At 40.8% G+C, this 22,166-nt stretch carries 22 protein-coding genes, 1 tRNA gene and 1 pseudogene; 11 read left to right on the top strand and 13 right to left on the bottom strand.

Annotation, left to right across the window (positions count from 1 at the left end):
* Both L8106_RS33170 and L8106_RS22760 read left to right on the top strand, forming a co-directional pair.
* Positions 1-261 (top strand): hypothetical protein (locus tag L8106_RS33170; protein WP_009786825.1); only part of this gene is annotated, 261 nt, incomplete at its 5' end.
* Positions 262-974: 713 nt separating this feature from the next.
* Positions 975-1,268 (top strand): hypothetical protein, encoded by a 294-nt coding sequence (locus L8106_RS22760; RefSeq protein ID WP_156803793.1) that lies wholly within the window; start codon positions 975-977, stop codon positions 1,266-1,268.
* 325 nt (positions 1,269-1,593) lie between these two features.
* Here L8106_RS22760 and L8106_RS22755 read toward each other — a convergent pair.
* Both L8106_RS22755 and L8106_RS22750 read right to left on the bottom strand, forming a co-directional pair.
* Positions 1,594-1,665, bottom strand: a tRNA-Thr gene (locus L8106_RS22755).
* A gap of 55 nt (positions 1,666-1,720) precedes the next feature.
* Positions 1,721-2,029 (bottom strand): cytochrome c, encoded by a 309-nt coding sequence (locus L8106_RS22750; protein WP_009786822.1) that lies wholly within the window; start codon positions 2,027-2,029, stop codon positions 1,721-1,723.
* A 347-nt stretch (positions 2,030-2,376) separates the two neighbouring features.
* On the opposite strand from L8106_RS22750, the gene petG reads away from it, so the two are divergent.
* The gene (gene petG, locus L8106_RS22745; RefSeq protein ID WP_009786821.1) at positions 2,377-2,490 is read left to right on the top strand and encodes a cytochrome b6-f complex subunit V; all 114 of its coding nucleotides are present in this window, start codon (positions 2,377-2,379) and stop codon (positions 2,488-2,490) included.
* A 71-nt stretch (positions 2,491-2,561) separates the two neighbouring features.
* Here the strand turns inward: petG and rsmD are convergent, their stop codons facing one another.
* From rsmD to L8106_RS22730, 3 genes are all read right to left on the bottom strand, one after another.
* Positions 2,562-3,110, bottom strand: a complete 549-nt coding sequence (gene rsmD / locus L8106_RS22740; protein WP_009786820.1) for a 16S rRNA (guanine(966)-N(2))-methyltransferase RsmD — start codon at positions 3,108-3,110, stop codon at positions 2,562-2,564.
* A gap of 35 nt (positions 3,111-3,145) precedes the next feature.
* Positions 3,146-3,811 carry an imidazole glycerol phosphate synthase subunit HisH gene (hisH, locus tag L8106_RS22735; protein ID WP_009786819.1) on the bottom strand — a complete coding sequence of 222 codons (666 nt, stop codon included), beginning with the start codon at positions 3,809-3,811 and terminating at the stop codon, positions 3,146-3,148.
* A gap of 64 nt (positions 3,812-3,875) precedes the next feature.
* Complete coding sequence (locus L8106_RS22730) at positions 3,876-4,079, bottom strand: hypothetical protein (protein ID WP_009786818.1); 204 nt, start codon at positions 4,077-4,079, stop codon at positions 3,876-3,878.
* Positions 4,080-4,329: 250 nt separating this feature from the next.
* Between L8106_RS22730 and L8106_RS22725 the strand changes: the two genes are divergently transcribed.
* The 3 genes from L8106_RS22725 to L8106_RS22715 are packed head-to-tail and all read left to right on the top strand — an operon-like array spanning position 4,330 to position 5,167.
* On the top strand, positions 4,330-4,608 hold the full coding sequence (locus L8106_RS22725) for a hypothetical protein (RefSeq protein WP_156803792.1): 279 nt from the start codon (positions 4,330-4,332) through the stop codon (positions 4,606-4,608).
* Between the two features lie 41 nt (positions 4,609-4,649).
* Positions 4,650-4,871 carry an addiction module protein gene (locus L8106_RS22720; protein WP_009786816.1) on the top strand — a complete coding sequence of 74 codons (222 nt, stop codon included), beginning with the start codon at positions 4,650-4,652 and terminating at the stop codon, positions 4,869-4,871.
* Entirely contained in the window at positions 4,871-5,167 is a 297-nt protein-coding gene (locus tag L8106_RS22715) for a type II toxin-antitoxin system RelE/ParE family toxin (protein ID WP_009786815.1), read from the top strand. The genes L8106_RS22720 and L8106_RS22715 overlap by 1 nt, the downstream gene beginning before the upstream one ends.
* 127 nt (positions 5,168-5,294) lie before the next feature.
* Here L8106_RS22715 and L8106_RS22710 read toward each other — a convergent pair whose 3' ends face one another.
* The 5 genes and pseudogenes from L8106_RS22710 to L8106_RS33895 all read right to left on the bottom strand — a co-directional run bounded on the left by L8106_RS22710 (position 5,295) and on the right by L8106_RS33895 (position 13,514).
* Positions 5,295-11,051 (bottom strand): alpha-2-macroglobulin, encoded by a 5,757-nt coding sequence (locus L8106_RS22710; protein ID WP_009786814.1) that lies wholly within the window; start codon positions 11,049-11,051, stop codon positions 5,295-5,297.
* Positions 11,052-11,111: 60 nt separating this feature from the next.
* The gene (locus tag L8106_RS22705) at positions 11,112-11,642 is read right to left on the bottom strand and encodes a phosphoribosyltransferase (protein WP_009786813.1); all 531 of its coding nucleotides are present in this window, start codon (positions 11,640-11,642) and stop codon (positions 11,112-11,114) included.
* Positions 11,643-11,750: 108 nt separating this feature from the next.
* Positions 11,751-12,149, bottom strand: a pseudogene (locus L8106_RS33165) (pentapeptide repeat-containing protein); the annotation flags it as partial.
* An 80-nt stretch (positions 12,150-12,229) separates the two neighbouring features.
* Positions 12,230-12,724: an ATP-binding domain-containing protein gene (locus L8106_RS33900; protein WP_009786811.1), complete on the bottom strand. Its 495-nt coding sequence runs from the start codon at positions 12,722-12,724 to the stop codon at positions 12,230-12,232.
* Positions 12,725-12,890: 166 nt separating this feature from the next.
* The gene (locus tag L8106_RS33895) at positions 12,891-13,514 is read right to left on the bottom strand and encodes a nuclease-related domain-containing protein (protein ID WP_009786810.1); all 624 of its coding nucleotides are present in this window, start codon (positions 13,512-13,514) and stop codon (positions 12,891-12,893) included.
* 114 nt (positions 13,515-13,628) lie between these two features.
* Between L8106_RS33895 and L8106_RS22685 the strand changes: the two genes are divergently transcribed.
* Both L8106_RS22685 and L8106_RS22680 read left to right on the top strand, forming a co-directional pair.
* Positions 13,629-14,654, top strand: coding sequence for a HEAT repeat domain-containing protein (locus tag L8106_RS22685; protein ID WP_039896987.1), 1,026 nt, complete (start codon positions 13,629-13,631; stop codon positions 14,652-14,654).
* A 33-nt stretch (positions 14,655-14,687) separates the two neighbouring features.
* Entirely contained in the window at positions 14,688-15,764 is a 1,077-nt protein-coding gene (locus tag L8106_RS22680) for a glycosyltransferase family 4 protein (RefSeq protein WP_009786808.1), read from the top strand.
* A 40-nt stretch (positions 15,765-15,804) separates the two neighbouring features.
* Here L8106_RS22680 and L8106_RS22675 read toward each other — a convergent pair whose 3' ends face one another.
* Positions 15,805-16,683, bottom strand: coding sequence for a restriction endonuclease (locus L8106_RS22675; protein WP_009786807.1), 879 nt, complete (start codon positions 16,681-16,683; stop codon positions 15,805-15,807).
* Between the two features lie 31 nt (positions 16,684-16,714).
* Positions 16,715-18,541, bottom strand: coding sequence for an N-acetylmuramoyl-L-alanine amidase (locus tag L8106_RS22670; protein ID WP_009786806.1), 1,827 nt, complete (start codon positions 18,539-18,541; stop codon positions 16,715-16,717).
* A gap of 68 nt (positions 18,542-18,609) precedes the next feature.
* Here L8106_RS22670 and L8106_RS22665 point away from each other — a divergent pair, with 68 nt between their 5' ends.
* A complete protein-coding gene (locus tag L8106_RS22665) occupies positions 18,610-19,119 on the top strand; it encodes a KGK domain-containing protein (protein ID WP_009786805.1) in 510 nt (169 codons plus the stop codon).
* 52 nt (positions 19,120-19,171) lie between these two features.
* Here L8106_RS22665 and L8106_RS29900 read toward each other — a convergent pair whose 3' ends face one another.
* Positions 19,172-20,053 carry an AAA family ATPase gene (locus L8106_RS29900; protein ID WP_009786804.1) on the bottom strand — a complete coding sequence of 294 codons (882 nt, stop codon included), beginning with the start codon at positions 20,051-20,053 and terminating at the stop codon, positions 19,172-19,174.
* A 250-nt stretch (positions 20,054-20,303) separates the two neighbouring features.
* Between L8106_RS29900 and L8106_RS22655 the strand changes: the two genes are divergently transcribed.
* The gene (locus L8106_RS22655; protein WP_009786803.1) at positions 20,304-20,495 is read left to right on the top strand and encodes a DUF4089 domain-containing protein; all 192 of its coding nucleotides are present in this window, start codon (positions 20,304-20,306) and stop codon (positions 20,493-20,495) included.
* A gap of 40 nt (positions 20,496-20,535) precedes the next feature.
* Positions 20,536-21,930: an Asp-tRNA(Asn)/Glu-tRNA(Gln) amidotransferase GatCAB subunit A gene (locus L8106_RS22650; RefSeq protein WP_009786802.1), complete on the top strand. Its 1,395-nt coding sequence runs from the start codon at positions 20,536-20,538 to the stop codon at positions 21,928-21,930.
* Positions 21,931-22,166: the final 236 nt, after the last annotated feature.

Genomic DNA, 22,166 nt, shown 5'->3' with positions numbered 1-22,166 from the left:
TTTATTTTTGATATGACTTTTAAAATGGGACTTGCTATTCCTGATGAATTACATGAGTTGGTAATAAAATACTGTGAGGTGATGGGCCGCTCAAAAAGTGCAGCTTGTATTGATTGGATTCAAAGAGGAATTCTTCAGGATTTGGTGATGATGGAAAAAGCAGGACTGATTGAGAGGGGAGAGATTAAGGCGGTCAAGTCCCAACTAAGAACGTCACTCAATGGTAATGACCTTTCCTCAGAAGAATCCCCAGATGAATAAACGCGATCGCAACTGCTAACCTGAAATTGAGTTCTATTTGGCTTCTCAGTGCATAGAGTTCTGATGTGTTCACCCCTAACCGTTGTGCAGTTAGGGGTTTTTATTTTAGGGGGCCAACCTCTCAATTGACTTGATTAGTCGGCCGGCCGAGTTAGACGTGTACCCTCTTTCTGATTTCAGTTTGGGGAGTGTTTCAGTTAGCCAGTTCTCTAGCTGTTGACACCTATCATTACGCTGTACATACGTGTCATTACTCGTATTGACATCTGTATTGACACTTTCCCTGAGAGTCTCAATCTCTGCTCTCAGGGATTCAGCTTTTTTTCAAGCCGTGCCTCAATCTCAGCCATCCGTGTCTCTATCATTTCCTGTAATGACGCTTGTATTGACGACTGTGCTGATATGTCATTACACTTGTCATTACTTGCATTGACCTCTGTATGTACACCTGTATTGACAACACTCTCCATGAACCCGGTCAACTGTTCAGTTAGGTTAGTTTCCCTAGCATTACAGAATGCCTGAAATGCCTCTATTAACTCGGTTTCACACCGAAAAGATACCATCTTCTTAGCCATGTCATTACACCGTAATTACATCTGTACATACGCAGTCTATACTGTAATGACGTGTATTGACAAGTGTATTGATGGATGTACATACGTGTCATTACACTCTACTAACAGGTAGACTGATAAAAAATGGTATTGGCCATGTTGAAAGATTTAAGTTACGGTGCCTTCGGGTTGTTGGTGATGGCTCAGAAAGAGTTTGGTGATCGCCCGTTCGTTCTCAAGGATGTTCTCAACCGGGGTGAGTCAGTCAATTCAACTAAGAAACTATTGAGGGAACTGGTAAATGAAGGGTTTCTCTCATCCGGTCAGCCCAGGCAAGTTGCAACTGGGTATTTTTCAATTCCTCAGTACAGACTCATCCAAGAACTACCGATTACCTTTATTGAGGATGAGTCAGTTGATCAGCCAGAGCCAGTAAAGTTGAGTCAGTAGAGCAAAGTTAAGCATTGGCTGTTTGCACCCTTCTGTTAGAGGGGTGTTTTTTACTGGCCAAGACAGGTAGACACCCCCTGTCTAGAGGTTGTCTTAGAGGGTGTCTTATCTGAAACCACTAATATATATAACTCCTAAGACCTATAAGACAGGTAGACACCCTAATTAAGACTTTACACAGTAAAATGCTATTATTCTTTACTCTCAATTTAGTTGTGAAGCTAGCAAGCAATCAAAATGGAGCGAATTTAGGTTTCGCTCCAAATTCGCTCCAAATTCACTCCAAAGTGGTTAAGCTGTATTGTCTGAAAGTGCCTCTAATCAAAGCTGGCGGTCGGATTTGAACCCACAACCTTCCGATTACAAGTCGGATGCACTACCATTGTGCTACGCCAGCAAGTTTTTTTAATTTCTTGACCTTAAACACTATAGCACAAAAAATGAAACTTGTGTCAAAGCTTCTGAAGATAACTTAGGAGATCAGCCATTTCTTGAGGAGTGGGCTGAAATTGGGGCATAGGAGGTGTTTTACCGCTAGTCACCTGATGAATAATCCCGACTGGTGATTTCCGTTGAGAAACGTCTAACAGGCTTGGCCCCACTTGATCGCTGGCTTTTTGAAAATGACAGCCTGCACAGTTCATTTCAAAAATGGCATGACCTTTAACGGGATTTCCATCGAGGGATAAGACTTGCTCGATATAGGGGTCTGAAACCTGAAGCAAGTTCAGTCCAAACACCCACAGCAATATCAGCAGCATGATCCCGACGGCGAAGAGGGAAACCCGTCTGAGCAGGACATCGATTTCAATGCTAGCAAGCTGGTTATTCAAAGCGTCCTTATCTATTTGAGAAATATCTACAAAAAACTTTACTTATTACATAGCTTAATGCTTTCAGGCGGTCAGAGCAAGTTATCTTCACAAATCTGGAATGACTGACCCCAAAGGAATCGGACTGGAGAGAATAATTGAGTATTTTTGTCAAGTTTTGTGAACTCATGGAGATGAATCAAAATCAGATGAGGTAATTACAATGATTGCCACCCTCAACGAATATGCGATATTAATAGAATTGAGATCTTCCCATCACATCAAGGAGAATTAACGTGGTAGAACCTTTACTTTCAGGCATTGTCCTCGGTCTAGTTACTGTGACCTTAGCCGGATTGTTCTTTGCGGCTTATCAGCAATATCGCCGAGGCAATCAGTTAAACGGTTAAAAAATAGGTGGGGACAGAGAAGTGAGAACACAGATCATCATTCTTTTGTCCCTACTGGTATTGTTGTGTTTTCAAACCTCTGAAATACAATAAAAAGTCAAGGCAGTATTTCCATAAACTTTCTCCCGACAGACTTGTAATCCAGAGAAGGGTTGAACTGTCCATTGTTTCGGATTATGTTCGACTGCTAATTCACCATCCGGGGTGAGAAGTTGATCATTAGCGATCGCAGAGATTACAGGTTGATAAAGATCACTGGCATAGGGTGGATCGAAGTAAATACGATGAAATTGCTTTCCAGCTAAGGTTTTCAGTCGTCCCACCACATCACCCCGGATCACCTCAAAGGTTTGATTTTGGGTAGCAACCTGTTGCCAATTTTGGCGAATAATTCGACAGGCTGGCCCCGACTGTTCGATCGCAATTGTTTGGGATGCCCCTCTACACAAGGCTTCAGCCCCCATTGAACCACTACCCGCACACAAATCCAACCACTGACAGCCCATTATCGTGTTTTGCCAAATATTAAATACAGCTTCACGCACTCTCGCCGGAGTTGGACGAGTTTGTTGTCCGGGCAATGTTTTTAGAGGGCGATTGCCGTAAATTCTCAAACTCATAGGAACCCAACAAAACAAATTAACTGTTCAATAAACTAACCGTTGGAAACTGCACTGACGGGGGATTTTTGAGTAGATTTATCGTTGACAAACTCGACAAAGTTACTCAACATTTGTAGTCCGGCAGTTGATGATTTTTCGGGGTGAAATTGTACCGCCATGACGTTTTGATGGGCGACTGCTGCGGTGACCGTTTGGCTGCCGTGAGTAATGGTAGCGGCTATAATATTCGGGTCTGTGGGTGCAACATAATAGGAATGAACGAAGTACACCCAAGGATTTTGATCGAGGGTTTTCCACACAGGAAGATGGGGTTGAGTCAATTGCAGTTGATTCCATCCCATGTGAGGAATTGTCAGTCCAGGTTCAGACTGAAATCGTCGTACAGTTCCCGAAAAAATGCCAATTCCGGGTTCGGTTCCTTCTTCTGATTTTTCAAACAAAATTTGCAAACCGAGGCAGATTCCGAGGAAAGGAACGCCCGCTGCAATCACATTTTGAATGGGTTCGACGAGATGACGCGAAGTCAAGTGTTGCATGGCGGGATCAAATGATCCGACTCCCGGTAAAACCACTGCATCGGCTTGTTGAATTTCCGCAGGAGAATCCGTAATTTTTGGGGTAGCCCCTGCTTTTTCTAAACCTTTACAGGCGGAGTGGAGATTTCCCATGTCATAGTCGATTACTGCGATGACCGCCATTTAACTCGCGTTCCTTTTCTCGAAATACCCTTATTATTGTACGTCTTTTTTGGAGTAGGACATCTTAAGACGCGATCCAGATTGACCCTCGTTGTAGGCTTTCAAACAGTTGATCGAGGTGAACTTGAGTGCTGTATGAAAAGGATTGTTCTGATAGGATAGCAGATTTGAGCAGTTGGTAGTCAAGGGGGGTAATTTGACGGAAGGTGAGAACCCGCTTGATGATGGTTTCGAGGTTAAGGGTGGAGGTGGAGGTTTGAGTTAACATGGTTCAACTGCAATTTCGAGGTTAACAATCTCTATAATCGCGCGATCGCTAGATATGTTGTGTGATATGTTAATTGAGTTTTTGTGAATGTTGTCAGTCTGGGAATGTGATCTGCGTCCGTATGTTTACGGAGAGGTTGAAACAACAAGGGTTTTAGCCGACCGTATTTTTACGGATTATCTCTTGAGTTCTGCACTACAATAAAATCGTGCTTGTGAATAACTTTAAGCCGATCTCTGTTCTAGTTATTATGCAAAAACTAACCCTTCAAGTCCGAACTCGTGATCATCTGCTAGACTTGCTTGCTAAATCTGAATCATCCGCTTGGGTTGTTGCACAGGATAAATTAGAGAAAATCACACATATTCAAGTTGTAAATTTCGCAGGTACGCAAATGATTGAAGGTGTATTTAATCGAGAATATAGCTATCGAAAAGATGACGGCAGGCTTGTTATTAAGTTTGTGGACGGTCGCATTGTAAATTGCAACGTTCAATTCGACGGACAGAATCCGGTTCGCTATATTTAAGGAATATTAGTTTTTGATTTTTTCAATTTAGGTCATTCAATATGGATCTCACAGCCACACTCAAAGCGATCGCCTCCCTCAGCATTGAAGATAGAATCTATATCGTTCAAGCAATCTGGGATGATATAGCCGCCGAGCAAGCTTATCCCGATTTAACGGACACACAAAAGAAAGAGCTTGATTATCGCATTGATGAGTATAACAAGAATCCAGATAATATATTGACATGGCAGGAAATCAAAGCATCAATTAAGAAACAATAATGGATTACGCACTGGCATTTCGTCCAGAAGTTAGAGATGAGATTAACGAAGCATACAGTTGGTATGAAAACCAACAAATGGGACTTGGCGATCAGTTTCTAAACTGTATAGATGAGATTTTGAATAGAATTTGTTTGATGCCAGAATCTTATCCAGTTGTTTATCGTGATGTTCGACGGGCAGTTGTGAGACGATTTCCCTATGCGATATACTATCGGATTATATCGAGTCGGGTGATTGTGATAGCAGTTTTTCATGGGCGGCGAGATCCCAAATCTTGGCAGAAACGTACCTAATATTATTACAAACTGTGTTGTTGTCTGGGACTAACAAAACTAAAAGTTATTGATAGGGTGGGTAAGAACTGATAATTTAATTGTTGAAATGAACAATTTTGTCTGTCACCCACCTGACAACTATTAATTAAGACTGTTCTGAGACCACTAAACTCGAAGATGCACTGCGTCCAAATTCTTCGGGGGCTTGTTGTAAATAGGCTTTGGCACCGGGCCAGATAAACTCACCAGGCGTGACAGAACGAACTAAATAATGCAGTTGATAAACTCCGGGTTCAAGATAGTCTGCATAGGCGAGAATGCGGTCACTGTAAATCGTTTGATAGCTAATATTCCAACTATCAGCTTGGGATTTTAAGGCGGAATTACTGGTTTGAAAACGGTTATCAATTGCTTCAAAACCAGCCGGAAGTGGGTCTGTAATCATCACATTATTAACGCGATGGTCGGTGATAATTTCTAAGCCAATCTCAAAGACTTCTCCGGGTTGAACTTCTAGGGGGTCTTCTTCTGTGGAAAGTCCCATTTTTTTCAACACTTCACTCTCATTGACTCGCTGAATTTTGCGTTCAACTCTTAACCCATTTAAGCGTCCGGGTTGATTTCCTTCGAGGCGATATTCGTAGGATATCCAATAATTTAGTTTTCCGTTTCCAGAGGTTTGAATCATCAGATTATTCTTACCGGGTGGTAATTCTGACATGGGAATATTGAGGTTGAAACTAGAATTTTGGAAGCCATTAAATTGAGTTGAACCTAAATCTTGACCACCCAATTGAATTTGAACTTGGAAGTTTTCGGGAGTCGGTTCTATGGCTGCATATTCAGCTAACGCTGTTAACGCTTCGGCGTTATTATAAGTGCTTCCCCAGGTTCCCTCACGGCGAAGATTGAGTAAACTTTGAACGAGTTTATCTATTGTTTCGGGTTGGCTATTTTGACCAACAAATAAACGCAACGCTTCCGACTGGGCGGTGATATCTGAACTCATCCAACCGTATTGTTTAGGTAAGTTAATCGTGGCAGTTTGTCCAGTTTGATAAACGATTTCTTGCAGTTTATTCACAAGTTCGTTAAATTCAGAATTCCATTCGGGAAAGTTCGATAAATAACGGGCAAGTTTAATTTGCGTTACCGTGTCAAATTCATCGCGTAAGCCATAAATATCGGACATAAAATCATTGCGTCTATCGCCCATTTCTGCTAACGCCATCAAGATATTTAAACGCACTCGACTTTTACAGACTAAATCATCGCTACAGAATTCATTTTTTTCGGGATTTGCCAAGGCTTGTTTGAGGTAATATTCGAGTTGATTGAGTTGATCTTCATCAACTTTAAATCCTGCTTGGGAGGCTTTGGCTAAGGCTTCTGCGGCGTAAGCAGAGAGGAGAGGATTAGAGGTTTTTTGTTCGGGATAAATGGCGAGTCCTCCATCATTTTGTTGCAGTTGGAAGATTTGGTCGAGGGATTTTTGGGCTTGTTGGTTGAGGTTTAACTCACTAAAGTTTTGACCATATTTTTGGCTTAACTGTTGTAAGTTTGATGCAATTAACAACTGACTCGCCGCAGGTTCTAGGAAGGGTAAATCGGTTTGATTAAAGATTTGTTTAGCGGGGGCGGTGATTTGAGGAATTAAGGTACTCGCAAGGGAGATATTTAAACCGCCTGTATCTCGAACCGTATCCCGAGTTACATTAATGGGAATACTGAGAGAATTGGTTGTGGTTCCGCTTTCAATAACTTGTTCGGTGACTAACACAGGTTTGACTTCTAAGGGAACTTCAAACCCATCTGTTTTTCCGTTAAAAGCTGTGGTGAATTGAATTTCAGAGGTTCCCACGTCTTGAACTAATACCGGGAAATAGTAGGCTTGGGTTCCAGCTTTGAGTGGGCGTTGAATCGTTTGGGTATTGGAGTTTCCAGGGGAAAGTTTAACCCCGCCTTCGACATCGGCTTTCACTTCAATCATTCCTTTGTTTCCGGTGGTGTTGGTAACGGAAACTCCGGCTAAAATTTTATCGCCCGGACGGGAAAATTGCGGTAAAATTGGGTTGGAAAGTAGAGGTTGGGTGGTGATAAATGTGGTTTCACCCGAACCAAATTTGAAGTTTCCATCAGTTGCAACCACCATGACTCGCCAGGTGGTTAAATCATCGGGAAGTTGAAATTTAACGTTTGCTTTTCCATTATTATCACTCACAACTGAACCTTGATAGTAGGCTAAAGGTTGAAAGTTTTTGCGGATACGAGTATTCCCAACTCCTGCGGAGAAACCGCCGCCATATCCCCAACCTTTTAAAAAGGTTGTTGTACTGAATTGAACATCGGGGCGATTATCACTAAAACGAGTAGAAATCGGTTGTTCGGCGTAGACGGTTTCTAACAAATTGGGGGGACGATAACCGGTTAGTTGTAACACCGCTTCGTTGACAACCATAACGGTGAATTGTCCGCGTTGGGGTTGGTTGTTTGCATCTTTTAATTGCAGTTGCAGGGTTTGTTCAGCGCCGGGTTCGACTTCTAACTTTTCTGGCATAATTTCCAGTTGTAAAGTTTTTTCGGCTAAGTCAGTTTTAAAGGGAACAAACCCAATTTGAGATAAGTTTTCGACGCTTCCGGGTTCGACTTCCGACAGAGGTTCGCCTTTACGAACTAACACCGCTTCGACTGCTGCATTCGGTAACATTTCCGAAGTTACGGTAAATTGAATTTGCGGGGCGCCGCCCGTGACGGTTGTTAGAGTTTCATACAACGGTTTATCGCGGACTACTGCAAAATATAACTCGCCTTCTGCGTAGGGAGATTTAATTAAAGCGGTTGCAGTTTCTCCGGGTTTGTAGGTGTCTTTATCCAGTTCAATTTGCAGGCGGTTGTCATTATTTCCACCCCAAAAAACAGGAGAATTACCAGTCGCCCAGATTTGTAAATCTGTTGCTGTTGCTTCGGTAGATTTATTGGTGAAATTCGCACGAATCCGATAGGAACCCGACTCAGGAGGGGTTAAAGAAACGGTTTTTGGAGTCTTATTTGACTTGACTTGTGTTGTCGCAACGGTTTTGTATTCAACTTGGTTTTTATCAGTTTGTCCGCCTGCAACCACTCGGGTAACGTTGCTATAATTCATTTCTTGCAATTCTAAACGGACTCCCATATTGGGAATGGGTTTTCCATTGGGGTCAGTGACAATAACTTCGATGGGAAAAGCTTTGTTTGCTTCGGCGACAAACGGGGTTTTTAACCCAATTAAACGGTTACTCGGTAAAGCAATAACACTTTGAGAATCAGAAACGGCTAAGTTAGAAACATCGGACACTTCTACATCTATCCGATACTGCATCGGAAAGGGTAAATCTTTGTCAATTTTAACGCTTTGGATGCCTTTTCCATCTGGGTTGAGAACCTCACTTTTCTGTAAGACATCACTAGGAACAGTGGGTTTTTCTTCCGGCCAAAACCATTGTCTACCAAAGCTATATTGTTGCCAATCTTTAGGGGTAAATTCTGTTGGGGTACGAGTGATATAGTATTCGGCTTTTCCCCCTCCAACGGGAGAACCAAACAGATAGTTACTGTTTGTATTGACGCTGAGAGTTTCCCCTTGAATAACGGTTTGTTTATCGAGGTTCAACTCAACCTTAAAGTTTGGGGGTTTGAATTCTGCGACTCGTAGGTTTCCATAAATTTCTACTTCATTTTCTGCTTTTGCACTCAGACTATAATCTCCTAAAGCTTGGTCGGAATCAAGATTAAATTCAAGGGAAAATGTACCAAATTCGTTGGTTGGGTAAGTGCCGAGGGTTTTCTCTTGACCGTCGGAGGTTCTCAACGTAACAGTATAATTGACGTTTTTATCTTGTTTTAATTCACCATTTTGTAGATAATACGCAACTCCTGTTAAAGCAACTTTTTCTCCGGGTTGGTAGAGTTGTCGGTCAGAAAAAATCACACCTCGGGAGATAGGCTGATTATTTTGCCAGTCTGTAGAAATGCCATAGCCATACATCCCACTATAAGAATTAGTCCGTGCAAAAGCCCAGTCGTCTTCTTCTTTAGCAATCACTAATAATTCTGGGGCTTCAGTAAAGCGATTACCATTCATACATTGTTGTAAATCTTCGGAGTTTAACGCCAATATTCCCTTGTCATTGGTGGTTCCGGTTACACAAGGTTTGGGGTTGGTAAAGCTTTGGGCTTCGAGTTGAGATTGATAAATTTCAACGCTAGCATTGTTAACAGGAGAACCGTCTTCTAAATGATTAACTTTTATCAGTCCTGACTCGGGAAACCATTGGGAAAAAACGCCTAAGTTTGTGAGTTGAACGAACCCATAAAATTCAGGTTCATTCCAGCGTCGTTTTCCGTTTTCTTGATAACGAGTGGTTCTGGCTTTAACTCCATAAGCCAGCATTCCTGTGTCTTTTCCTAGTGTTTTCCGTAAATTAATTGAGGTATCTTGGGTTTGGTTTTCTGGAGTTTTGACGGAGAAAGAAGTCCAGTTTCTTTCGGGGGGTAAAAGATTTTTGCGGTTTTCGCGGGGATAGGCAACATCGGTATACACTAAATCAGTCGGCTGAACGATTTTATAAGCTGCGGTATATTTCGACTGGGGTAAGTTTGTCGTGGCAATATTAAGCTGTAAATCTTGGGTTGAGGGGAAAATATTTAACCCCGTTGGCGCCCAAAGATTAGCCGCAACGTCTCCTGTTTGATAGGAGAGAGTCACTGGTTTTTCTAAGGTTTGACCAAATTGATCTTTAAGGTCTTTTCCAATGGTAATGGTATAGTTTGTTTGGGGTTCTAACGCCCAAGGATTGAGGTTAACTGTATTACTATTTCCATAGGTTTGAATCAGAGGAGGTGCATCTGCGGGGGGCGGTGGATTAATACTAATATTGTCTTGGGCTGATGCTTCTAAAATTTGATTATTAAATTTGAGTTGAGGACTGCCATTTTCAAAGCGTCCATAGGTCCCTCCCGCAGTTGGTTGACCATAGAGTTGTAGGGTTTCAAATTGCAGGGAGTCGAAGGTTTTTATTTGAGAGGAAATGATAAATTGACTGTCTAAATTACCTCGACTGGGATGTAGTCCAGGTGTTATTTGTAAGGTATATTTTGTACTTTTTTCTAGACTTTGAGTTGGCGTTATGGTATACTGCCAACTATGGTTTGATGGATCGAACTGTGTCTGAGGCGGTAAAGACTCGGAATTAAACTGATTTTTCGTGAGTTTAGCCTTGACAGGAACGGCTTGATTTGAGGCTTCAGAAACAAGTTTGACCTGTTGCGTTAACGAGTCTATATCGAGTTCGACGTTAGAGTTAAACGTCAAATCAGGAGTCAAACCAACAGGATTCTCCTGGGTACCCTGATTTTCTTCGGTTCCGGGTAGATTAGTAAGCTGAATCGAGTCGGTGTTGAACGTCCAGGCTAAATCTTGGTCTAGGCTGTGATTTTCGAGGTCAGACAAGCCGGGTTTGAGTTTGACCTGAATTCGAGTCGCTAACGGTAATGCTCGGTCAGCTTGAAACCCAACCATTCGCGGAGTCAGAAAGCGAAATTGTCCGGGAAGTTGGGGGGTAATTTCAAAGTGATTGAGAAGTTGACGCTGTTGGGGAGAATCCAAACGTTCAACCGGAATTAACGGGTTTTTAAAAATAATCTGAATTTGACTCTGAGAAGTGACTTCTCCGGTTGGACTAATTTGTTCTATCCAGTCGGGAAGTTGAGGAACAGGTAAGGCGGAAACTGTCGTTAGCGGCGCTTCTGTGGGGGTCAGACTCAAAAATCGACAACCCGCTAGCGTCACAACAAACAAAAATATTAATATAAACCGCTTCCAAATTTTGCGGTATTGGCGTTGGGTTTCCATAGCGTTTTTCATAAAAGCTCACCCCTTTGATAACAGATAACATTCCCTCAATTCCGGAAAAGCCTACATTTTTTAATGAATAGCTTGCTGAGTGAGTTCACTCTTTTGTGCAGCTTCAGCGGGCGTCATTTTTTCATAGCGTTCAAACGGTTGATGAATCCAAGGAGAATCAGCCAAATATTCGACATAAAAATCAGGAACAATCACCGAACAAGCTTTGTACCATAAAACAGCCGTTTTAATTTCTTTAATTTCAGCAGTATAGTTTGTTTCTAACCACGATAGACAGTCTTGTAAACTAATCCCAGAATCCACCAAATCATCAACTAATAAAACCTGACTTCCAAGGCTTTCTGTTGTCATAGTGAGATGATTCGCGATTTTAATTTGACCTCGAACTCGACCTTCAGAACCTCGATAGGAAGACGCAGAAAGAATTGCTAACGGTGTATCATAAATCCGCGAAAGCAAATCTCCAATTCTCAGTCCTCCCCTGGCTAAACAAACAATTTGATTAAATTGCCAGCCCGAGTGGTAGATTTTCGCTGCTAAGGACTCGATGGCTTGGTGATAATCTGACCAAGAAACGTATAAATCGCTCATCCTGATTTGCTAATCGTCGTCAACAATTACAACAAAATTTTGTTACTTTTCTAGTTTACCGCTTCTCGATCAAAATAGTGTTAAAAAATGTAGAAAGGGTTGACAAGGTTAGGGAGAAATTGTACCATCAGGTAAAGTAGAGTGGGAATATATTGTGTCCTGCAAAGTCGCTTCAGTTAAATCAGCTTGTTTGAGATTCGCTTGACTTAAATTTGTATGACTCAGATTTGCTCCGGTTAAATTCGCCCCTTCCAAGGTTGCACCGATTAATTGAGCATGACTTAAATCACTATCTCGTAAATCAGCATGGGTCAGATTTGCAAAATTTAATTGGGCGTGAGAAAAGTTTGCCCCAACACACTTTGCTTGCTGTAAATTGGCACGGGTAATCACCGTTTGAGAGAGGTTAGCAACCACTAACTTTGCACTTTCAAGATTAGCATCGGTCAGTTTTGCTTGAGCTAAATTCGCGCCCATCAAGTTCGCCTCAGACAAACAAATACCCGTTAAATCAACTCCGACTCAATGAATTCCCCGAAAGTTCCGGTTTCCCAAATGATAACACCGCAACATTTCTCCCACATCCGTTAAACCCATTTCTCGGCGTGGGGTTGTCGCTGGATAAAGCTAAACCTATCCCCGGATTGAATCACTTTCGCCACTTCATTATACATCGGATAAGCACCCGTTCCCGTTAACCTCACCCAACCTCTAGACCGCGTTAAAGCAACAAATAATTGATGACGAAAACTAAGATTTGCTTCGTCTTTGGCAATTTTATCAAACCCGACTAAATAAACCATATCCGCTTCTTGTCCTTTCGCCCGATGAATACGAGAAATAGTAATTCCACCCTCACACCAAAATTGATTGGGTTTCTCTTTTTGAGAGGTGACAATATTACAATCAACTGACCCCGGAATATAAATATCTAATCCCTGTGTCATCAAAAAATTAGCGACATAAGTTTCCAAGGTCATCGCTTCAAAAACATCCCCTAAAATAATAATTAAAATTTCCCGACTCGGACGTAATCCATCTCTCCTTAAATTGTGATAAAGATGTTGATAAAGGGTAGTCAATTCATTTTGACGAGAATGATAAGCTTCAAATTCAATCAGAGAATTTTCCCAAAACTGTGAAACTGGATGAGGAAAATTTTCCGAAGTAAAAGATCAGGTCACTTTGGGAATAGGAGAACAAACCGACTTTTCAATATTCACTTGATAACCCATCACTTCCCAATCTTCAATATAAAGGGGTTCCAGAGATAATGGCTTGTAATAACTCCCATTGAGGTGAAGTGAGTATTTTTCCCGGAACTAAAGAAGGAATTTGAGTTATTAATTCAACCAGATAAGATGGAGTTAAGAAAATATTTTTAAAGATAATAGGAGGAGAAATCGGTAATTTTTCAAAGCCTCGTTTTTGCCAATCTTGAGCGCAAATAAAAGGTAAAGCAACTATCGCCAGTGCAAAAACTTGATGTTTGAGAATAGGTTCAGAATCCCAATAGTTCAGCAAAGCAAAGAGTTGGTTTTCTGCTTGTTGGTAGGGCGTGATGCGAGTTGTGTAAAAATTTTGTAACGCCCAGATATGACCTGTAATAGTAACAATTTTATCAAGAGTGATAGACTTGACTTCTATAACAATTAACCCCAGTTGAGCATCTAGAATTAAAATATCCGGTTCTTTACGAAAAGCTCCTGTTTTTGAGAAGATCGGATAACGCCAATATGCGATACAATGACGGTGAGCAAAAGTCTGGCGAATCGTTTCCCAAACTTGCTGTTCACCGAGTTCACCCCTTTGTCTGAAGGCTTCAGTAGTGATGAACTTTTGAGTCTGTTTGTGGGTGCGCTCTCCTGTCATTCGGAAATTTAATGGGTTTACTTTGTTGAAAAACGAGAATCTGGGTGTCAGAGAAGTTAGGATGGAGCTAGCTCAAGATTACACCCGACTTGTGAACATTTTCAATAGCATTTCATGGCTTCTTACCACATTCCTCTACTCCTATTGACCTACTTGACGTTCTCGGGCTTCCTCGACCGTCCGAGTCAAAGTACGATGTCTCAAAATTTGACCGACCTACAGCCTCCTGTTCTCTCCGATGAATCAACCCGTTCATTAATATTGTCACAAGAAAATTCTACTTCTGAAAAGCAAAAATTCCAGCTTCCGACTAAACTGCCGACAGGATTAATTTTACTCGGTTTTGGATCAATAATTGTAACCGGAGGAGCTGTTTTTATTATTGTTAAATTAATTGGTCATCAGCCGGAACCAGAAGCCGAAGAACAACTGCCAGAGGAAACTGTTGAACAGTCTTCGCCCTATTTTGTTCAGTCAGAAAATACATTAACTCCTCCAACTCCTGCTTCTCCGTTTCAACTCGAAGATGCCAATGACCTCTCCAAAACCTCATCCCCACCCACTCATCAATCTGTGAACGAATCTGGGGAAAATAACGGCTATGTAGACATACCTCGCTCCCAAAAAGAACATCCAGAAAAAGTATCTATTCCCCCCCAAGTTCATTCGGGTGATACTTTTTTAATCGCTGATAAGCCCCGTTTTCCTCAACTTGACCGAGTGGAACAATTAATTTTAGAATTACAAAATACGAATCCAACTAAACGCAGTCAAACGATTTGGGAATTGGGTCAACAAGGCGATTCTCGGGCGATTCAACCCTTAGTGGATTTAATTTATAATTCTGATTCTAAACAGCGAAGTTTGATTTTAGCCGCCCTTTCAGAAATTGGAACTCGCACACTGAAACCCATGAGTCGGGCGTTAACGCTATCATTACAAGATGAAAATGCAGAAGTCCGAAAAAATGCAATTCGAGATTTAACCCGTATTTATGACTTAGCTTGTCAGATGAATCAGTTGTTACAACGGGCTGCGGATGACCCTGATAGCGAAGTTCGAGAAACAGCAAAATGGGCGGCAGATAAGTTAAGTCGGATGCGTCCATTACCCACAATTGGCGATGAACCTCCTCGATAAGAAGTTTAAAATTAAAAATAGTTTTCTAATAATATGAGTTCTAATTTACTGAAACTATTATTAATCTCAACTCCCGTCGGGCCATTAGGGTCAGGAATAGGGGGTGGTGTGGAATTAACACTGTTAAATATAGCGAAGACTTTACAACAAAGAGGTCATAAAATTACAGTTTTAGCGCCAGAAGGTTCGGTGGTAGAGTCGATTAATGTGATCGAAATTTCGGGCAATCTCCAAATCATGGCGCAATCTCAAGACCGAGATACTCCGATTATTTTACCCCCCGATTCGGTTTTAGAAAATATGTGGGATTATGCCCGCAAAATGCAGAATAATTATGATTTAATTATAAATTTTGCCTATGATTGGTTGCCACTTTATTTAACGCCTTTTTTTAAGATTAAAATCCTCCATTGGATTAGTATGGGTTCTTTCTCCGATGCCCTGGATTTGATAGTTCAAAAAACGATTGAACAGTTTCCGAATACCATTGGTTTTTATACTAAAACTCAGGCAGAAACTTTTAATATTATTCCCCAAAACTTCACTTGCTTGCAAAGTGGAATTAGTCTTGAACAGTATCAATTTTGTGCGACACCAAAACATCAGTTAGCTTGGTTGGGTCGAATTGCACCGGAAAAAGCGTTAGAAGATGCAGTTTTAGCAGCAAAAATCACCGGAATTCCTCTTAAGATAATGGGAAAAATGCAGGATGAATCCTATTGGCAAAAAATCAATCAAGATTACCCCGATGCACCGATAGAATACTTGGGATTTCTATCAACAAATGAGTTACAAAAACACCTGCGAGAGTGTCAGGCACTATTGATGACTCCCCGATGGGTAGAAGCCTTTGGAAATGTCGCTATTGAAGCCTTAGCCTGTGGGGTTCCGGTGATTGCCTATCGTCGGGGTGGAACAGCAGAAATTGTGCGAGAGGGCGAAACAGGTTGGTTGGTTGAACCCGATAGCGTCGAAGGGTTGGTGGAAGCAATTAAAAAGCTTGACAAAATTGACCGTTTGTGGTGTAGAAAACAGGCGGAAACTGAATATTCTTTAGAAGCGTGGGGTCATCGCGTTGAAAAATGGCTGTTTGAGGTCATACAAAGTTGATCTAAATCATCTAAAATCGATCAAAATAAATCACTTAAATTTAAAGTTTAGCAAACCAGGTTTGATTAATTTCAATCACTTCTATGGTCTTGGTTTCAATACCTAACTTCAAATCTTTAAGAAGTTGACAGAGTTGTTCTCCATCAATTAAATCAATCGCAGGAGCGCCATCTCGGGTTGCTTCCTGTTGAGCCGAACGAGTAAAAGTTCCAGTTGTTATCAACAAACCTTTATCGGTTCTACCCACCATTGCACCTCGAAAATCACGAATCTCCGAAGACCCTACAGAGCCAATATATCGTTTACATTGAAAAAAAACTTGAAAACTCAACAAACCAATTTTCAAAACTCCAATCCCATCAATTCCTCCATCACCCCTTTTTCCGGTCACTTCAACTTTCACAAACCCAGACTCTCTTAAGAGACGCTGACATAATCGTTCAAAAGCATCAGGAGAAAGTTTCTGTAAAACCTGAAGTAATTTCTCCACCCAAACATTAGACTCAACTAAATCTAAACTTTCCTCCCCGTCTTGAATAAGAGCTTTTTCTTCTATATTATTATCTAAGTTATTAGAGGAATTATCTTGGCGTTTTTGCCGAGTATTTAACTGCACAAAACGCTGAACTTTTTTTGGGTCAATCGACGTCAGATTTCGCCCTTTCTCAGTCAAAGACCATACGCCTCTCCTAACACTTTCTATCACTCCATATATTTTCAGATAACTTTTAGCCCAGGCTAATCGATAGCTAATTTCTGTTTGTGGCCCTTCTTTATGAAGAACACTCTGCTGTTCCTCAGAAAAGTTTTCTAATTCACAAACTTTATCATAAATTTCCTGATTATTTCCCGAACCTCCTAAAGATTTTAAAGCGTTAAGAGTTGGCTGGAATAAATCAGTATGGGCTGGAATAAACATCGATATTTATTTGACAAACTCCTTCATAAAATTACTGCGTTGTTTTTACCCATTCTACAATTCCATCCGCCAATGCAACTGCTAACTTTCTCTGTTCTTGGGGGTTAACAATCCATTCAAACTCAACTGGATTAATCATAAACCCCAATTCTAATAAAATAGAAGGAGTCACCGCCGGACGAGTTAAAGCCAGATTATTCCAAAATACCCCATAAGACGGACGGTCTAATGTTTCTACTAAATAATTATGTAAAAACACGGCTAAACTGTGGGCTTGAGGATGATACCAAAACGTTCCTATTCCCTTTGTTTTAATCGCATCTCCGTTATCCGGTAAAGCGTTATAATGAACAGAAATCGCCAAATCGGGTTCTTCATCGTTAATCATTTTAACCCTATCTTGGGGAAATAAATCCTCCTCAGATTTGCGCGTCATATACACCCTCGCCCCCCGTTTAATCAGTTCATTTTGCAATAAATAAGAAACGATTAAATTTACATCTTTTTCGGGATATCCCGTCGGCCCCTTTGCCCCCAAATCGTTCTCGCTACCATGTCCAGGGTCAATCAAAATATACATTCCCGCCAACGGTTTCGGGCCAAAAATATCCCCAAAAAAACTCGACTGAGAGACTTCTTCAATTTTCGGGGGATGCTTTAATGATAACACTAAAGTTGTGCCTTCATACCGCAATTTATATCCCCATTGTTGGTTGGTTTTAAAGTGAAACGTATATTGAACCGCCTGCTGTTGTTCTTCCATCGCTGAAAGAACGGGTTCCCAGTCCATCCGTTCAATTAACGGACTATCATCAAAGCGAATTGTATCCGTTTGTGCAGTGGTATTATGGAGAGTGAGTGTTAAACTTTGATTATCTTGTTTAACCGTTACTGGAACTGGAATTTGTAGGGGAAAATAAACCTCTGTCCACTCTCCAATTTGACGAGAACTCGCACTTCTAATAAATGATTGGGGCGGTAATTTTCCTTTAAAAGTTCGGGTTTCATCTGCTTTTATCCAACCCCCATAATCTAAGCGTAAATAATCCCCTTCTCGCCCGGTAATTCTCGCCCGAGTTCCTTTCGGTAAAGGTGTTAAACGGGAATAGGTTGTACTTGGGCCAGTTCGCGCTACGCCTTCATCAACGGTAACTTCTGCGATTTCAAATTCAGCCGGAGAAATAATCGTAATATTTCCCGGCGCATTTCGGGTCACAGTTTCCCCTTTTAAGGTGAGTTTATATTGCGGTTGACCTAAATTAACTTGATTTCTCCGACGAGGAACCGGAAAACTTTTTCCAATCTCCGCACAACCTTGATATTTACTAATTTCTAACTCTATCGGTTGATTATTTCCGGTTAAAACCGCAAAATTACTGGGCAAATCAAAGGCTTGGTTTTGACGAGATAACGGTATAGTTTGACCTGCAAACTCAACTGAAACTCGACCATTAGGCGGTGCAATTGCACTAAAACAAACCAACTCCCCCGGAAGTCTAGCTAGATTAACTTTCGGTTCGAGAGAATCTTCAACAAAAGCCACACCGTCAGGAATTTCCGGTAAGTTAGAAGTACGATTAATTTTGAGTATTATTTCTTCGTCTTTGTGTCGCAGCTTGAAAATATTTTCTCCCATATCTAAGGAAAAAGACGGTGCAAAATGACCCGCAGGAGAACGTTCTATTACTTCTCCATTAACGGTTACTTCTGCATCGGGAGAAGCACTTCCAATGAAAAAAATGCGGTTTGAGGTCGTTTTGTGTTCAGGCGGAGGATAAGCAATATAGAGGGGTTGTTCCGCCCAAGCTGGTGATACTATCATACATCCAAACGCCGCCAGTCCTAAAATTCGCTTCATTTTTGCTTCCGTTCACTCACACTTTATAATTGTATCGGATAGAAGTTAATTATAGTTCAAGTTTTCCCATGAGTGAAGAAAATTTTTGCCGCCTAGACTGCGATGATGATATTGTCATGCTAGAAAAAGATACATTTACTGTCGCCAGACTGAAAGAGTTATTGAGTCAAAATTTAAAAGAATATATCGAGAAAACTGGACAACAAATAGGTCGAGATGGAAGACAAAGGAATATAGCTATAGCTCATGATAAGAATGTAGCTTCTATTAGTTACTTGCTTTATCAATTGTGCTGGCTACCAATTACTGACAAATCTCTGAAACTGGATTTATCTAACATTCTGTTAATATTTCCTCCCAATGGAATTGAATGTAAATTGTTAGAACTAGAGTCTAGAAAATGGATTGAAGGAAAAATGAGAATTCAGTGTAATCTGCAAATTAATGCCTACAATTCAGCAGAAGTTAAACTGGAATTAGAATTCTCTCCTGATGAAACTAATCTTACAGAAGAATCTGTAAACGAAGAAAGATTAGATGACTTAAGATCAAAATTAAATCAACTCAACGAAATGTAAAAAACAACAACCCGGTAACTCATAGAAACCGGGGTTTTAGGGTGTAACTAACTTAACTCATAGATAAACACTCCATCGGTTGATTAACCTTTAAATAAGAGAGAATTTGAGAAGCCGCTTGTTGAGGATTATAAACCGTTGTATCAATCACTAATGTTCGTTTAGGTGCCATTTCTTCTAAGGTTAAGCGAGTCGATACAGAATCATAATTTTGTTGTTCTTGAATCACAATTTTTAACTTATCTTGTAATTCTTTCAGAGTCACACTTCCGTCACGAACCCAACCTAATATTTCCTGTTCTTCTGTTGAATTAAAAACAGAACTTGCTTCTGACATTCCCAACGCTGCAAAACTTGTTAACTTCTCTAAATCTACACTTTTATTTTGACTATTAGAATTGATAGTCTTTACAGAATCAAAAGCATCATTCCGTTTTAAAATTCGCTGTAGACGAACTTTATTCGGCGCATCTAACACAATAAATTTAGCCTTTGGAAACACTTTAACTGCATAGTCTACCTCATCTTTTCCTCGTAAACCATCAAATATCAATTGAGTCTGAAGCTGTTGAGGGTTTATCCAAAGTTGACTTAAAACATGAGCCATTCCACCCGAAAACTTTTCCCGATATTGACGAGTATAATTAAACCGTTGTACTCGACAAAAATAGGATAAACTCTGTTCATCTTTTGCCATTTTAGGAATAATAATATCATCCGTTAATGTGCGTCGGTTTGGAAGCAATGATAAGTCTAAACGTTCCTCCATTAAATTAGAGATAACGGTACTTTTTCCTACCCCCGTTAAACCAACAATAATCAGTAAAGGCTGTGTCAGTAAAGACAACCAACCTTGAGGAACAGATGAACCAAAGCCAACTCCTAAGCTTAACGGTTGAAAAGCGGAGTTTTTTTGTATTAATTGAATTGTCATTTGTCGTTAAAAGGGATTTGAATTATTGTTTATCAGTTGTTTTTCAGAAGACTTGGAGTGTTCACCCCATCAAAAAATCTTTCCTAATGACTCTAGTATACATACATTTACACACAGTCTCATCTATTTTTAGAGTGAGAAGTTTGGTAATTCGATCCAGTTGAGAAAGTTTCCTACCAGAAAACAGGTTAAATATTGACAGATATAGCGTACAATTAATTTATAAACATTTCTTATAAAATTGATCAGAATGAATAATATTGCAGAATACGTTGATCAAACGGCTAAATTAATTGATTTACCCATTGATCCAGAATACCGTGAAGGTGTAATTTCTAATTTAGAAAAAATTGCCGTACTCGCTCAACTAATCACCGAATTTCCCTTAACATATGAAATCGAAATAGCACCTGTATTTGACCCCAGTTTTCCCCCAAAATAAACATCAAATCCCCAATCATCCTTGAGTTAACAAAATCAAAATGTCTTTTAATCTCAAACAAGCCGATGCGGTAAAAATATCTCTAGCTGTGCGATCTGGTCATATTTCGGCCCAAGAAGTTTGTCAACAAACTCTCAGTGAAATTACTCAACAAAATCCGACTTTAAACTGTTTTACAACAATCTTATCAGAACAAGCGATCGCCCAGGCAAAAACCCTCGATCAAGCGATCGCGAAAGGACAAGATCCAGGCCCATTAACAGGTGTTCCTTTTGCGGTCAAAAACTTATTTGATATTGCTGGAATCACTACATTAGCCGGATCAAAAATAAACCGTGAAAACCCTCCAGCTACCCAAGATGCTACAGCAATTCAACGCCTCAAACAAGCAGGCGCGATTTTAGTGGGGGCGTTGAATATGGATGAATATGCCTACGGGTTTGTTACCGAAAATCATCATTATGGAGCGACACCAAATCCCCATGATCTGAGTCTAATTTCCGGGGGTTCTTCAGGAGGTTCAGCCGCTGCTGTCGCCGCAAATTTAGTTCCATTTACACTCGGAACAGATACCAATGGATCAATTCGAGTTCCCGCCTCTTTGTGTGGAGTATTCGGCTTCAAACCCACCTATGGGCGCTTGTCACGAGGGGGAGTAATTCTATTTTCAAGCAGTTTAGATCATATCGGCCCTCTAGCGCGATCGCTGCGAGATATTGCAACCGTGTATGATATTTTGCAAGGAGAAGACAAGCATGATCCTGTGTGTACAAAACGTTCGCCTCAACTGAGTTTACCCGAGTTAGAAACTGGAATTAAAAATGTTAAAATAGCCGTGTTAGGGGGATATTTTTCCGAGGCTTGGGAACCGGAAGTTTTAGAAGTCGTTAGCCAAGTTGCCAAGGCTTTAAATGTCACTCAACAGATGATAATACCCGAAGCCCATCGAGCCAAAGCAGCCGCTTATTTAATCACAGCTTGCGAAGGGAGTAACTTACATTTAGCAAATTTGCGATCGCGTCCACAAGATTTTGATCCGGCAACTCGGGATCGGTTCTTGGCAGGTGCATTAATTCCAGCAACGTGGTACAATCAAGCCCAACGATTTCGCCGTTGGTATCAACAGCAGGTGCGAGAAACTTTTCGGCAGGTCGATATCCTATTGGCTCCGACAACGCCCTGTGTTGCACCAAAAATTGGTCAAGAAAAAATGAACATTGACGGCGTTGAACTGTTAGTTCGTCCTAATTTGGGGTTATATACTCAACCGCTTTCGTTTGTGGGTTTACCTGTTTTGTCGGTTCCGGTCAAGCGTTCGGGTCAATTACCTTTAGGGGTACAAATTATCGCTGCACCGTACAACGAAGCATTAATCTTACGAATAGCAAAGCGTTTAGAAGCCCAAGGGATGATCGGAGTTGGAGAGTTTCCCTAAAATAATCAGAGATAATTGAATCTAAGATAAATTAAAATAAAGGGATATTTTTACAGTTTTCTCAAGTTGACAAAGTTCTCAAGCGGTTAAAACGGATCAAGCTGCAAGGGGTAGGAATTTTTTAAATGAGACATCGCATTCAGAGATTGAGGAGGAGTAAAGCGCGAGTCCTTGGCAAGTGTGAACCCAAAACTGATCTACCCAAAATTCAGTTCAAATCAGTTTGACAACACTTG

The organism is Lyngbya sp. PCC 8106, assembly GCF_000169095.1.
Taxonomy (GTDB): domain Bacteria; phylum Cyanobacteriota; class Cyanobacteriia; order Cyanobacteriales; family Microcoleaceae; genus Capilliphycus.
The sequence above is the reverse complement of the archived record's forward strand: the minus strand, read 5'-3'. Positions and strand labels throughout refer to the sequence as shown.